This window comes from Pseudomonas sp. R11F, assembly GCF_050312575.1.
In the GTDB taxonomy this organism is placed as follows: Bacteria; Pseudomonadota; Gammaproteobacteria; order Pseudomonadales; family Pseudomonadaceae; genus Aquipseudomonas; species Aquipseudomonas palleroniana.
In genome coordinates this window covers 1-12,790 of sequence record NZ_JBNPJU010000056.1, presented here as the reverse complement: position 1 = coordinate 12,790, position 12,790 = coordinate 1, and the positions used below count along the sequence as shown (strand labels likewise).

Genomic DNA, 12,790 nt, shown 5'->3' with positions numbered 1-12,790 from the left:
CGAATACTGCCAGCAATGCAAAACCATTGTGGGAAGGGGATTGCTCCCGATAGCGGTGGTTCAGTCAATCAGGTATCGACTGTAAGATCGCCATCGGGAGCAAGCCCCCTCCCACAGGTTTTGCTGCGTTGTTCTTTAGAGGGCGATGGGCTTGCGACCGGCAAAGGAGTGCGCCAAGGTGCCGCCATCCACCAGTTCCAACTCGCCACCCAACGGTACGCCATGGGCAATACGCGAGGTGACCAGGCCTTTATTGGTCAGCAGCTGCGCGATGTAGTGCGCCGTGGCCTCACCTTCCACCGTCGGGTTGGTGGCCAGGATCACTTCGGTGAAAGTGCCCTGCTCTTCAATGCGCGCCACCAGTTGTGGAATGCCGATGGCTTCCGGCCCCAGGCCATCCAGGGGAGACAAGTGCCCCTTGAGCACGAAGTAGCGCCCGCGGTAACCGGTCTGCTCCACCGCGTACACGTCCATCGGCCCTTCCACCACACACAACAGCGTGTCGTCACGGCGTGGATCGGCGCATTGCGGGCAGAGTTCTTCCTCAGTGAGGGTGCGGCACTGGCGACAGTGCCCCACACCCGTCATGGCCTGGCTCAGGGCCTGGGCCAACCGGGTACCGCCGCTGCGATCACGCTCCAGCAATTGCAGCGCCATGCGTTGGGCGGTTTTCTGACCCACGCCCGGCAAGGTACGCAAGGCGTCGATCAGTTGGCGAATCAGGGGGCTGAAGCTCATGGGCAATGGGTCCGACAAAACAACGAGACGCGGTTTATACCCGCGCCCCGGATTAGCGTCAAATGGTCAATCCTGCGCGAGGCGCACCACCAACTTGCCGAAGTTGCGCCCCTCCAGCAAACCAATAAAGGCTTCAGGCGCCTGCTCCAGCCCGTCGACCACGTCCTCGCGGAACTTGATCTTGCCGTCGCGCACCCACGGCGCCATCGCACTGAGGAATTCGGGCTGGCGGTCGCCATAGTCGTCGAACACGATAAAGCCCTGGATACGTACGCGCTTGGTGAGCAGGGTACGTTGCAATGCCGGCAGGCGATCCGGCCCACTCGGCGCCTCATGGGCGTTATAGCCGGCGATCAGGCCACACAGCGGAATACGTGCCTTGGGGTTGAGCAGCGGCACCACCGCATCGAAAACCTTGCCACCGACGTTTTCAAAGTAGATGTCCACGCCCTTGAAGCACGCCTGGGCCAGCTCATCGGCAAAGTGCTCGCTCTTGTGGTCGATACAGGCATCAAAGCCCAACTCGTCCACCACATAGCGACATTTATCCGCGCCACCGGCAATCCCCACCACACGCAAGCCCTTGAGCTTGGCCACCTGCCCCACCACCGAACCCACCGCGCCGGACGCCGCCGCCACGACCAGGGTCTCGCCAGGCTTGGGCTGGCCGATATCCATCAAGCCCATATAGGCGGTCATGCCCGGCATCCCCAGCACGCCCAACGCCATCGATGGGCTCGCCAGGCCCTTGGGCACCGGTATCAGGTTGCGACCGTCGGAAATGCTGTGGCTCTGCCAGCCGGTAGAGCCGACCACCAGATCGCCCACCTCGAATTTGGGATTACGCGATTGCTCAATACGGCTGACGGCGCCACCGGTCATTACCTCGTCGATTTCTACTGGTGCTGCGTAGGACGGTGCGTCGCTCATGCGTCCACGCATGTAAGGGTCGAGGGACAGGTACAGCGTCTTCAACAGCACCTGGCCGTCCGCCAAGTCCGGCAGGGTCACACGTTCCAGGCGGAAGTTTTCCGGCGTCGGCGCGCCTTGGGGGCGAGAAACCAGGACAATGCGCTGGTTCAGGACCGGTTCTTGAGGCATGAGGGGGCTCCTTTATCGAGTGCGTCGGTATAGGGTGCAGACCTTGCGCACCCCGCCAGGGTTCGATCGGATCACACAAACAAAAATGCCAGGCACGCGGCCTGGCATTGGAGTCTAGCTAACGCTGCTCAATCAGAACGGCAGCTTCATGCCCGGAGGCAGTTGCATGCCGGCGGTCACGCCGGACATTTTGTCCTGGCTGTTGGCTTCGATCTTGCGCACCGCGTCATTGACGGCGGCGGCGAACAACGCTTCGAGCATTTCCAGGTCATCTTCGCCAACACCTGGCAATACGCTTGGGTCGATGCTCACGCGCTTGATGTCGTGACGACCGGTCATCACCACGCTGACCATATCGCCACCGGCTTTGCCGGTGACTTCGGCGTTGGCCAGTTCTTCCTGCATCTTGGCCATCTTTTCCTGCATCTGCTGTGCCTGCTTCATCAGGCCGGCCATGCCACCTTTCATCATGGGAATCACCTCAAAGTACGTGGATCAATTTAGTAGCCCGGTGTCAGGATGCCTGGGGCACCGGGGCTTCGACAGGTTCAATTGTATCTTGGCGAACGACTGCGCCGAACTGTTGCATCATTTGCTGGATGAGCGGGTCACCATGGATCGAGTCTTCCGCTTCGCGCTGGCGGTTGATACGCCGACGCGTGGCGGCCTGCGCCGGCGTTTCCTGCTCGGGCTTGATCAACTCGATGCTGATCGTCAGCGTACGCTCATGGTACTGGTTCAGGGCATCGTTGAGGCGACGCTGCTGTGTGGCGTTGAACAGCGCGCTGTGGGCCGGATCCAGGTGCAGCAGCCAGTGATCGCCTTCGATGGAGATCAGCGTGCAGTTGGCGGCGATACTGCCGGTCATGCCGGAAATCGGCAATTTCGGGAACAACTCCAGCCATTGCAACGCCAGGCCGGTGGCCGGTGCCGCAGCGGGCTCGGCTTCGGGCTCCGGGGCCGGCTCGGCAGTGTGTTCGCTGGCCAGGTCATCCAGGTAGCTGTAGGCCGAATCCATATCCGGCTCAATGTAGTCTTCATCCAGCGGCGGTTCGTCGTCGAGGTCCATGCCTGGCGTGGCGGCATCTACCTGGGCCACGGTCGGCTCGGGAACCGGCGCGCTGACCCACTCAGGGGCGTCGGGCACCACGCTGTCCGGGGTCGGCGTGGGCATCGGCGTCAGTTCCGGCTGTTCGCCGGTAGTTTCCAGCACGGGCTCCACGGCCGGCGCCATCTCGGCTTCCACCGGATCATTCCAGGGCAGGTCGACGACCGGCTCGGGCTCGGGCTCGACGACAGGTTCCGGTTCCGGCTCAGGTTCAGCTACCGAAGCGGGCACAGGTTCAGGCTCAGGTTCATGAACCGGCACAACCGGCGCGGGCGCAGCAACCACTGGCGCGACCACCGCCGCGCCAGCCACTGGTTTGGCGGAATCAACTGTGGCCTGGCTGATCCCCACTGGCTTTAGCGGCTGTCTCGGCGCGTCTGCCGAGTCCGCGGGCCGGAAGGCCAGCATCCGCAGCAGGACCATCTCAAAACCGCCACGCGGGTCCGGTGCCAGGGGCAGGTCCCGACGGCCGATCAGGCCCATCTGGTAGTAGAACTGCACATCTTCGGCCGGCAATGCCTGGGCCAGGGCCAGCACGCGGTCGCGGTCGCCATGGCCGTTGTCGACGCCTTCAGGCAGCGCCTGGGCAATGGCGACCCGGTGCAGCACATTGAGGATTTCCGAGAGCACGCCGTTCCAGTCCGGGCCTTGCTCCGACAGGTGGCGCACGGCTTCGAGCAACGCCTTGGCGTCGCCTTCGATCAGCGCGTGCAGCACATCGAAGACCTGACCGTGGTCGAGGGTGCCGAGCATGGCGCGCACATCGGCGGCCATGACCTTGCCTTCACCAAAGGCGATGGCCTGGTCGGTAAGGCTCATGGCATCGCGCATCGAACCATCGGCAGCACGACCGAGCAGCCACAGCGCGTCGTCTTCGAACGGCACGTTCTCGACGCCCAGCACGTGGGTTAAATGCTCGACCACCCGCTCGGGGGTCATGTTTTTCAGGGAGAACTGCAGGCACCGCGACAAAATCGTTGCAGGAAGCTTCTGCGGGTCGGTGGTGGCCAGGATGAATTTGACGTAGGGCGGCGGCTCTTCCAGGGTTTTCAACAAGGCGTTGAAGGAATGGCTGGAGAGCATGTGCACTTCGTCGATCAGGTAGACCTTGAAGCGGCCACGACTCGGTGCGTACTGCACGTTGTCGAGCAGCTCGCGGGTGTCTTCGACCTTGGTACGGCTCGCGGCGTCGATCTCGATCAGGTCGACGAAACGCCCTTCATCGATTTCCCGGCACACCGAGCAGGTGCCGCAGGGTGTCGAGGTGATGCCGGTTTCACAGTTCAGGCATTTGGCGATGATGCGCGCAATGGTGGTCTTGCCCACCCCACGTGTACCGGTGAACAGGTAGGCGTGGTGCAACCGCTGGCTGTCCAAGGCATTGATCAGAGCCTTGAGCACATGGGTCTGGCCGACCATTTCGCGGAACGAGCGCGGACGCCATTTACGTGCAAGAACCTGATAACTCATCGAAAACCGTCGCAACTGGAGAGCAGAGGCCGGTAATGCTAGCGGAGCAAGGGGGAAATTGCATCCGGCACGCTCGTCTAATCTGATTTGGCAGGCCTGGCAGGCCCTGCAACAGGCTCGACACGCTCCTGACAAGAACTGACAGCACGGTCTTATAGACTCGGTTTCCCTTATCCCCCGTGCTCAAGGAGCCTGCATGAACACCGTCGGTCACTATTTCCTGCTGTACGTCGACAGTCCCGCCACCAGCGCCAACTTTTACAGCCGCTTGCTGGACAAGCCGCCGGTAGAGCTGGGCCCGACGTTCGCCCTATTCATCCTCGACAACGGCGTCAAGCTGGGCCTGTGGTCGCGGCACACCGTAGAGCCGGCCGCCCAGCTCACCGGGGGCGGTGGCGAAGTGGGCTTCTCGCTGCCTGACAAAGCAGCCGTCGATGCCCTGCACGAGCATTGGCTGGAACGCGGCGCGACGATCATCCAGTCACCGACCGCCATGGATTTCGGCTACACCTTTGTCGCCCAGGACCTCGATGGCCATCGGCTGCGGGCGTTCTGCCTGAGTGACTGAGCCCCAGCGCCCTTCCAGGCTGATGGCAGCCACGCTAGCCAATACGACCACCCCGCCGAGCATCACCTGCAACGCAATGTGCTCGCCCAGCAGCGTCGCCGCCATCACCATCGCCACTGGTGGGATGAGGTACATCGCCACCGCTGCGCGACTGACGTCGACATGCTTCAACACATAACCCCAGGCCAGGTACGCCAGGGCGCTGGGGAAAATACCCAGTACCAGCACCGAGAGGTTCTCCGGCCACGGCGCCTGCATCACCGCGGCCGGCAGGCCCGGCAGGTTCACGCCCAGCATCAACGTGCCGAACCACACCATGTAGCACGCCATGGTCAGCGGGCTGTAGTGGTGCGCATAGTGTTTCTGGATAGCGAAATAGACACTCCACGAAACGGCCGCCAGCAAGAGCAGCAAGCCACGCGGATCGATCTCCCCCACCCCCGCATCGCCCCAGATCACCATCAACACGCCGACCAACCCCAACAGCACACAGCCCCAACGCCAGGCACTGACACGCTCCTTCAAGCAGAACGCTGCGATCAACACACTGAACAAAGGCGCCGACTGAGCCAGCACACTGGACGCCGCCGCCGTCACCCACTGCTGCCCGTTGTTGAGACTGGTGTGATGCAGGAACACGCCAAAAAAGCCCAGCACCAGCAACCACGGCAGGTCGCGCAGGCGCGGCCGATCAATACCCACTGCCAGCGCAACGCCGCCCATGAAGACCGACGCGATCAGAAACCGCAGCAATGCCAATTGGCCAGGGCTGTAGCTGTGCAGCCCCATGTGTATGCCGATCGGCGAGTAGGCCCAGCAGAGGATGACGCTGGCGATGACTAGCGTAAGCTTGAAGGGTGACGGGGTATTCATTGACGGCATCCGCAAACTGAGTAGGAATGCACTCAGTCTTGGCTGGCACGGGACGCAGGACAATTAACCGTTTCTGACTTCTGAAATCACTGGAACTGAGCAATGGAACTGGCCCAACTGAAAATGGTGCGAGCCGTGGCGCAAACCGGCAGCGTGGCCCAGGCCGCCCTGCAACTGCACTGTGTGCCGTCCAACATCACCACGCGCATCAAGCAACTGGAAAGCGAGTTGGGCACGCCGCTGTTCATCCGCGCCGGACGTGGTCTGGCGATCAGCGCCGCCGGTGAAATCTTCCTGGAGTACTGCGAGCGCATCCTGGCGTTGGTGGAAGAATCCAAACGCGCGGTGGACGTCAACGCGATTCCCCGTGGCACCTTGCGCATCGGTGCTGTGGAATCCAGCGCCAGCGGGCGCCTGCCGCCCTTGCTGGCGGAATACCACCGGCGCTATCCCGAGGTCAGCCTGGAACTGGTCACCGGCGCCTGGGCGCAACTGCTGGACGACCTGCAACACCACCGCCTCGATGTGGCGCTGGTGGCCAGCGGCAACAAGCGCGCCAAGCTCGAACACAGCGTGGTCTACAGCGAACGCCTGGTGCTGATCGCCAGCGCCTCCAGCGAACCGATCAGCAGCGCCAAAGACCTGGCCGGACGCACCTTGCTGGTGTGGCCACCCGGCTGCCCCTACCGCGCCGCACTGGAAAACTGGGTCAAACCCCACGACTTCAAGCCGAGCATCGCCAGCTATGCCAGTTGGGGCACCATCATCGGTTGCGTGGGTGCGGGGATTGGCGTGGCGTTGGCGCCGGAGGGCATCCTGGCCCGCTATGAGCAGGCCAATCAGCTGGCGTCGTACCGGTTCGAGGAACTGCAGGCGGTGGACAACCTGCTGTTCTGGCACAAGGACACCCAGCGGCATCTGGCGCGAGATGCCTTCGCCGGGTTACTGCGGGAAACCTTTGGCTGACGCCATTGGGTCGGTGTCAGCTCTTCGGGGCGGCCAGGCGTGCGTACTGGTCCTGGCTGATCCAGCCGATGAACGAACGATCGTCGGCATTGATGAACTCGACTTGCGCCCAACCATCCTTGAACGCCAGCACGCCGACCACGTCATTCTTGACGATGTAAGGGCGCTTGGCTGCCTTGGCGCTGGGGGTCTTGAGCAGGTAAGCCTTGTCGGCGGACACCTTCACCAGGCCGATCCATTTCGTGTTGGCGGTCTGGGTCAGGTCCAGGCCGGTGGCGATCTCCGGCATCAGCACATTGAGGCAGCCAGGGTGCTGGCGGCCTTCTGCCACGGTCAGGGTCACACCGTCCGACGAGGGTGCCACGCTGCCAGGGTAGGCGTTGTCAAGCCAGGTCGTCAGCGCAGCGGGCTTGCCTTGCAGGTAGAACGCACAGCTGCGGGTCACGCCCTCGCCCATGGCTTCTGAGTAGTAGCCTTCAACCTGGTGTTCAGGCGTCACTGCCAGCATCAGCCCTTCGTATTTGCCTGAATGCAATGCGGGCGAACCGGCAAAGGCCGGTACCACGGCACACAACGACAACACACCCACCGCTAGAAAACGCATCATCTTATTTTTTCCCTTCCAGTTTCTCGTAGGCTTTTTGCATCAGCACGTCGTAGTTGCCGTAGTCCTCGCCGTTATAGTTGCGCGCCATGCCGGTAAAATCCTTGGCCTTCATGGCTTTCATCAACGCCGGGCTCTTGCTGCAAAAACCGAGGAACGCCTTTAGTTGGTTACCGGCATTCACTTTCAATGCTGCGGCGAATTCAAACACCGTCTTGTAACCGCATGACGCGTAGTTGAAGCCCATGATCTGAAACATACCCCAGGACGCCGACATCAACGCCGCTTCCTGATCCAGCGCGAAGGCCGTAGCCATGGTTTCCCAGGCCTTGGTCTGGTCCTTGTTATTGGCCTGCCACTGCGGCCCGGCCTTTTTCTTGTAGGGGTAAGACAGCAGCGGGTGCGCCTGGTCGTAGATGTGCTTGGTGTACTTGCGAAACAGGTGCCCTTCGAAGGCGATCACCGGCAACTTGGCCGGGCCAAACCCCGAACGTCCGCCGGATTCCACCGTGGCAAAGGCCTTGATGATATTCACCGAAATGCCGCCACCCAACTGCGTGGCGGCGTTCTGGAAGTCGGTATCACTGAGGGTCATGCCCCCGTCGCACGTGGCCTGGAGCATCAACTGGCGGTTACGCCGCTCGGCCTCGACCATCGCGCGCATGCGGTCCAGGTACACGTTCACCGTGGCTTGCACGGCGTCCCCCTGGTTGTTGCCGAACACATTGAGAAAGCTCGGAATGCGCACGCCCGGAAAGGCTTTGACCGGCACCTTTACCGCTTCTTCGATGAGGCTGTTGAAGGTACGACCGGTGGGGTCGATCACACCATCGGGGTGGGCATACTTGAGATGACGGAACTGGTACTGGCTGATGCACTGCACCAACTGGCCATCGCACTTGCCGTTTTCGGCCAGCGGAAAACCCATTTTGGGAATGATCAGATTGAATAAATACTGGACGCACTGCACATCGGCGGGCAAGTTGCGGGCTTTACCGGGAGCACCTACCGAAGCACTGATAAGTGGAGGCAAACCTTGCAGGCTTTTCATGACAGACATCCTTGTTAGTTAAAGAAGTGATAGCACTTCAATATCAAGTCCATACCCTTGTCATATTCTGAAACAAGCGGCTGGCGAAAACTAACAAGGCGGTTTTAGGTTGTCCAGAGGCGGATTGGAAAGTTGTGAATCAGCCACACTTAATCCGTCAGCAACCATGGCTCTCGCGAAATTTCTGGCCGCTGTGGTAATCGATCCATTCGACCACATCGTAGGGCAGGTAAAGCTGCGACCTGGCCCGGGAAATCGCTATATAGACCTCGCAGAGGCGCTGGTCGAACGCGTAGGCATCCTTGAACGGGACGTTGGTCAGCAATTCGGGGGTCAGCAGCACCCGTTCGAATTCCATCCCGCCCGCTTCGAGCGCCCGCATCAACAGGCAACGTGTGCCGGGACCGCCGCCAAGACGATTCAAACGCGTGACATCCGCGACATTGAAGCCTTTTTCCAGCTCGCCCTCGACCCACCGGAACGACTCATCGAACTGGCTGGCCTCACGCACCTGCTGCCAGTCGCCCATATCGGCGAAATAAGCGTGCGCGCCTTTTTCGTTGTGTTCGTCGCTGTAGAAGTCCGGTTTGAACAAACCGATGACGCTGATCATGAAGCGTTCCAGATCCTGCTGCGCCGCGTTGCTCGGCAAACCGAAGGGGCAGTTGGCCTGGTGCAACTGGATCGCCCACTTCATGGTGTCCCAATAGGATGCGGTCAACACCACACAGCCTTCCGGCGGCACGAAACCTTGCGGGTAGTGCTCGATGCCGACGTCGGCATCGCGCGCGCCCTCGAAAGGCGTCTTGCACTTTTGCGAGTGCACGCTGATCAACGGGTTGACCAGACGCTCGACGTTGCGCCCCGAACGTACGGAGTAGCTGATGTCGCTTTGCCGGACCTCGCGCTTTCGCCTCACCATCACACCACTGGCCGATTGGTATTCATCGCCGAGGGTAATCAGCACCTGACGACCACGCTCGATGATCTGCAGCAACGACGCCGGGATGTCCTGGCTTTCATCGATCAGTACATGGGTGTAACGGGGTGGTACCACACAACCGGCGAGGCTGGCGCGCTTGATCAGCAACAAGGTGGCGAAGCCGGTCTGGCTGGCCCATTGCGGGTTGCTTTCCAGGTAGGTCCACACACGGCTTGAATATTCCAGCAGCACCTGTGCATCCATGCCGCTCAGCGCTTGCTTGAAATGCGGGAAGTGCCGGGCCGACAGGCTGTGATGAGCGGTGTGGCAATAGTTTTCCAGCACCTTGAGGCAGACATCCAAGGTCGCCTGGCCGTCATGCCCGCGCCAACCGTAGATATCCAGTGCCTGGGCCACCGCCTGCCGGGTGGGTAACCTGGTCGATGTATTCGCCACGGGCGGTCGTGGGCCGTGCAACAACGCCTTGGCGAAAGCGGCAAAAGTGGAACCGGCCTTGCTGTCGCGGGGCAGCCCCATGCGCTCGCGCAACGTTGCCAGTTTTGCCCCCGTGCGCGCCAGTATCAACGTCTGTGCAGGGCGCAGACACTCGATCAGGGCACCCAGCAGATGGCTCTTGCCGACGCCGGCATAACCTTGAACGTGCAGGTCTTCATTGAGATTGGCGCGAAACGTGCGCACCAGCTTGTCCTGGGCCGGGCTAAGCCAACGTTCACGATGCCGGGGCGTAATCATCTGCTGGCTGAACGGATCATTGCCGCGCAGGTGACGGACCTTGTAGTCCATATCCCATTGGCCGCTGGGCAGCAGGTAACCTTGCGCCTGGACTTCTTCAGCCGACAACAGGCGCAGGTTGATGCTCTTGAGCGCGTTGCAGCCAAAGTACAGTTTGCGCGGGTCGAACAACCGCTGTGCTTCGGACAGCAATGTGGCTGCGCCCTCTGCCTGTGTGTCCACCGCCCAGCCGATCAACTTGGCCAAGATGCGCTCGGCGCCCGTACAGGTCAGGTCTTTTTGCGTGGCCTGGGCCAGGTTCTGGATGACCAGCACCGCCGCCAGCTCCGGGTCCGTCAGGCCGACCAGCGCCTTGGCGCCCTCGGCCCCCAGCAAGGCGGCGCAGGTTTCGTCAGTGACCGGCAGGAACACCGGGCTGGATAAATCAAAATGTTCCGGTTGCATACTTCCTCACAGCGTCGCTGGCGTCAGGCTTCGCCGGGTTCAACCTGAACACCCAGCTCAAAGCGATACTCGCCCAGAGATCCCGCCATGCCTCCGGGATACCGCCCCGCTGCACCGGCTGTATTGATCTGCTGCTGCAGTTCGAAAACCGCCATCTCGAACAACCTGCGCAAATCCTCGGTGCTCTGCGCGGCCACATTCAATTGCAGGGTGTACGCGCCGCTCAGTGCGGGCGGCGTCGGCTCGGCGGCGGGAGTCGCCTGCGCGACCTGGATCATCTCGGCCTGGCTCAGGATTTCAGCGTGCTCGTCATCCATGAGGTCCAGCACCTTCGATAATTCCAGGGTCTGTTCCGGATGCGATTGAATACGGTCCTTGATTTCCAGGCGCCGCATCTGCCACTCGCGCAATTTTTCGCGAGTGAGGTCGTCGACTTTTTCCACGGGTACTGTCTCCAAATGCCAGGCACTGGAGTATGCCGCCATGGACTGCTCGATGGCAGATGGCGTGAAAGCATTTTTTGAATTGAATTTGATGCGGTGCTGCCGGAAGGCAGTAGGAGAAAGAGCGTTATGGAGGCAACCCCACCAGCCACACCCCGGCACACAATGTTCCCGCTGTGGCTGCTCCCTTCCGGGCCTGACCAGGTTAACGGGTAATCGTTGCGGGGGGACCGATGGGGTCACCATAACGACGCCTGCCTCTCGGCAAGCCGCGCCATTGTACCGATCTCATCGGAAGTTACAACTGTTGGTTCCCGATTAAAAATATTAAGGGCTTCAAGTACTTGCCCTAGCCACCAGCCCCCTCCCCGATTGGCTGATCATTGTGCCTGCAACACCTCATCCGCCCGGCCACCCTCCTCCTGAATCACCAGATGGATAAAGTGCAGCTTGGCGATCACCGCCGGCGGCAACACAAAGGGATAGAAATCCGGCTGGCCCATGCTGCGCGACAGCTCGTTGAGCATGCCGGCCAGTTCGATCCAGGCGTTGACGAACGCCAGGAACGCCGGGCCGCCAGGGTGTTCGGGGTCGTAGAGGGTAGTGAGCGGGAATGGCTGGTAATCCAGTTCCATCTCACGCGCGCGCATGCCGAAGCCGAGGGCGGTGTCGACGGCGTCCATCATGTGCAGATAGTGCGCCCAGGTTTCCGCCCAATCTTCCCAGGGGTGCATGGTGGCGTAGGCGCTGACACAGGTGAGCTGCCAGTCCGGGCGCGGCCCATTCTGGTAGTGCTGGTCGAGGGCTTCGGCATAACTGGCGCGTTCGTCGCCGAACAGTTGGCGGAAGGCTGGCAACCAGTGGGTATTGGCAATCAGGCGCTCCCAGTAGTAATGGCCGACTTCATGGCGAAAATGGCCCAGCAGGGTGCGATAAGGCTCGCGCATCTGTACCCGGACTTGTTCGCGGTGGGCATCGTCGGCCTCCTTGATGTCTAGGGTGATCAAGCCGTTGGCGTGGCCGGTCATGGGCGCGTTGCCTTCCAGGTCGATGCCGATGAAATCGAAGGCCAGGCCGGTGTCTTCATCGACGCTTTTGGGCACGACTTGCAGGCCCAGGCTGATCAGTTGCGCCACCAGGCGCCGCTTGGCGGTTTCCACTTTGCGCCAGCGCTCGGGGTTTTCCGCAACCGAAAGATCGGGGATGGTGCGGTTCAGGCTGCAAGCCACGCACAGCGGCGCGGTGCTGTGGGCCGGGATCAACCAGTTGCAGGCGGCGGGGGTATCGAGGTTGGCACAGCGACGGAAGGCGCCGGCGTCGGGATGGTCATCCTGTAGCCACGTGCCCTCCACGGGGCCGGGGTGCAGCGAGGCTAGGCGACTTTGCCGGGGTTCATAACCCAGCAGCGCCTGGCAGGCCAGGCATTGGCTGTTGCGAAAGAACAATGACTGACCGCAACGGCACTGCCACACCTTGCTATCGCGAGACGTATTGGCCACGAAGGGCGCCGCAATGCGTGAACTGAGTTGCTCGAAGTAGCGGAACATGGCGATCTCTCCCTGGGTGACTGAGACTAGATCATTTGCGGGTTGAGATCGTTCCACTTTCCTACACTGTCGCCTGTAGTGAGCGGGCTTGCCCCGCGCTGGGTGGCGCAGCCGCCCCAACAGGGACGCCGCGGTGTTGCAGAAAGACCGAGGTGCCTGGGTTTAGGGCGGCTGCGCCGCCCTGCGCGGGGCAAGCCCGCTC

General features: G+C 61.5%; 12 protein-coding genes and 1 other RNA gene. 2 read left to right on the top strand and 11 right to left on the bottom strand.

Features of this window, described 5'->3' with window-relative positions:
- Positions 1-135 precede the first annotated feature (135 nt).
- From recR to dnaX, 4 genes are all read right to left on the bottom strand, one after another.
- Positions 136-738: a recombination mediator RecR gene (gene recR, locus ACQRBV_RS15470; RefSeq protein WP_060756164.1), complete on the bottom strand. Its 603-nt coding sequence runs from the start codon at positions 736-738 to the stop codon at positions 136-138.
- Positions 739-804: 66 nt separating this feature from the next.
- A complete protein-coding gene (locus tag ACQRBV_RS15465) occupies positions 805-1,839 on the bottom strand; it encodes an NADP-dependent oxidoreductase (RefSeq protein WP_060756165.1) in 1,035 nt (344 codons plus the stop codon).
- Between the two features lie 132 nt (positions 1,840-1,971).
- The gene (locus tag ACQRBV_RS15460; protein ID WP_003193199.1) at positions 1,972-2,310 is read right to left on the bottom strand and encodes a YbaB/EbfC family nucleoid-associated protein; all 339 of its coding nucleotides are present in this window, start codon (positions 2,308-2,310) and stop codon (positions 1,972-1,974) included.
- Between the two features lie 43 nt (positions 2,311-2,353).
- Positions 2,354-4,417 carry a DNA polymerase III subunit gamma/tau gene (dnaX, locus tag ACQRBV_RS15455; protein ID WP_411985189.1) on the bottom strand — a complete coding sequence of 688 codons (2,064 nt, stop codon included), beginning with the start codon at positions 4,415-4,417 and terminating at the stop codon, positions 2,354-2,356.
- A gap of 196 nt (positions 4,418-4,613) precedes the next feature.
- Between dnaX and ACQRBV_RS15450 the strand changes: the two genes are divergently transcribed.
- A complete protein-coding gene (locus ACQRBV_RS15450; protein ID WP_060756167.1) occupies positions 4,614-4,985 on the top strand; it encodes a VOC family protein in 372 nt (123 codons plus the stop codon).
- Here ACQRBV_RS15450 and ACQRBV_RS15445 read toward each other — a convergent pair.
- A complete protein-coding gene (locus tag ACQRBV_RS15445) occupies positions 4,899-5,858 on the bottom strand; it encodes a DMT family transporter (RefSeq protein WP_060756168.1) in 960 nt (319 codons plus the stop codon). The two genes, ACQRBV_RS15450 and ACQRBV_RS15445, sit on opposite strands and share 87 nt — an antisense overlap.
- Positions 5,859-5,960: 102 nt before the next feature.
- On the opposite strand from ACQRBV_RS15445, the gene ACQRBV_RS15440 reads away from it, so the two are divergent.
- Complete coding sequence (locus ACQRBV_RS15440; protein ID WP_060756169.1) at positions 5,961-6,824, top strand: LysR family transcriptional regulator; 864 nt, start codon at positions 5,961-5,963, stop codon at positions 6,822-6,824.
- A 16-nt stretch (positions 6,825-6,840) separates the two neighbouring features.
- Here the strand turns inward: ACQRBV_RS15440 and ACQRBV_RS15435 are convergent, their stop codons facing one another.
- From ACQRBV_RS15435 to ACQRBV_RS15410, 6 genes are all read right to left on the bottom strand, one after another.
- A complete protein-coding gene (locus ACQRBV_RS15435) occupies positions 6,841-7,431 on the bottom strand; it encodes a hypothetical protein (protein WP_411985190.1) in 591 nt (196 codons plus the stop codon).
- A gap of 1 nt (position 7,432) precedes the next feature.
- Positions 7,433-8,479 (bottom strand): N-acetylmuramidase family protein, encoded by a 1,047-nt coding sequence (locus ACQRBV_RS15430; RefSeq protein ID WP_060756171.1) that lies wholly within the window; start codon positions 8,477-8,479, stop codon positions 7,433-7,435.
- Between the two features lie 157 nt (positions 8,480-8,636).
- Positions 8,637-10,598, bottom strand: a complete 1,962-nt coding sequence (locus ACQRBV_RS15425; RefSeq protein ID WP_411985191.1) for a hypothetical protein — start codon at positions 10,596-10,598, stop codon at positions 8,637-8,639.
- A gap of 23 nt (positions 10,599-10,621) precedes the next feature.
- Positions 10,622-11,083, bottom strand: a complete 462-nt coding sequence (locus ACQRBV_RS15420; protein ID WP_235594045.1) for a hypothetical protein — start codon at positions 11,081-11,083, stop codon at positions 10,622-10,624.
- Positions 11,084-11,180: 97 nt separating this feature from the next.
- Positions 11,181-11,277, bottom strand: an RNA gene (ffs, locus tag ACQRBV_RS15415) — signal recognition particle sRNA small type.
- Between the two features lie 144 nt (positions 11,278-11,421).
- Positions 11,422-12,588, bottom strand: a complete 1,167-nt coding sequence (locus tag ACQRBV_RS15410; RefSeq protein ID WP_090369355.1) for a zinc-binding metallopeptidase family protein — start codon at positions 12,586-12,588, stop codon at positions 11,422-11,424.
- Positions 12,589-12,790: the final 202 nt, after the last annotated feature.

Bases quoted from the DNA above. Each gene is read 5' to 3' on its own strand.
- recR (WP_060756164.1), bottom strand. From the start codon at position 738: ATGAGCTTCAGCCCCCTGATTCGCCAACTGATCGACGCCTTGCGTACC.
- ACQRBV_RS15465 (WP_060756165.1), bottom strand. From the start codon at position 1,839: ATGCCTCAAGAACCGGTCCTGAACCAGCGCATTGTCCTGGTTTCTCGC.
- ACQRBV_RS15460 (WP_003193199.1), bottom strand. From the start codon at position 2,310: ATGATGAAAGGTGGCATGGCCGGCCTGATGAAGCAGGCACAGCAGATG.
- dnaX (WP_411985189.1), bottom strand. From the start codon at position 4,417: ATGAGTTATCAGGTTCTTGCACGTAAATGGCGTCCGCGCTCGTTCCGC.
- ACQRBV_RS15450 (WP_060756167.1), top strand. From the start codon at position 4,614: ATGAACACCGTCGGTCACTATTTCCTGCTGTACGTCGACAGTCCCGCC.
- ACQRBV_RS15445 (WP_060756168.1), bottom strand. From the start codon at position 5,858: ATGAATACCCCGTCACCCTTCAAGCTTACGCTAGTCATCGCCAGCGTC.
- ACQRBV_RS15440 (WP_060756169.1), top strand. From the start codon at position 5,961: ATGGAACTGGCCCAACTGAAAATGGTGCGAGCCGTGGCGCAAACCGGC.
- ACQRBV_RS15435 (WP_411985190.1), bottom strand. From the start codon at position 7,431: ATGATGCGTTTTCTAGCGGTGGGTGTGTTGTCGTTGTGTGCCGTGGTA.
- ACQRBV_RS15430 (WP_060756171.1), bottom strand. From the start codon at position 8,479: ATGAAAAGCCTGCAAGGTTTGCCTCCACTTATCAGTGCTTCGGTAGGT.
- ACQRBV_RS15425 (WP_411985191.1), bottom strand. From the start codon at position 10,598: ATGCAACCGGAACATTTTGATTTATCCAGCCCGGTGTTCCTGCCGGTC.
- ACQRBV_RS15420 (WP_235594045.1), bottom strand. From the start codon at position 11,083: ATGGCGGCATACTCCAGTGCCTGGCATTTGGAGACAGTACCCGTGGAA.
- ACQRBV_RS15410 (WP_090369355.1), bottom strand. From the start codon at position 12,588: ATGTTCCGCTACTTCGAGCAACTCAGTTCACGCATTGCGGCGCCCTTC.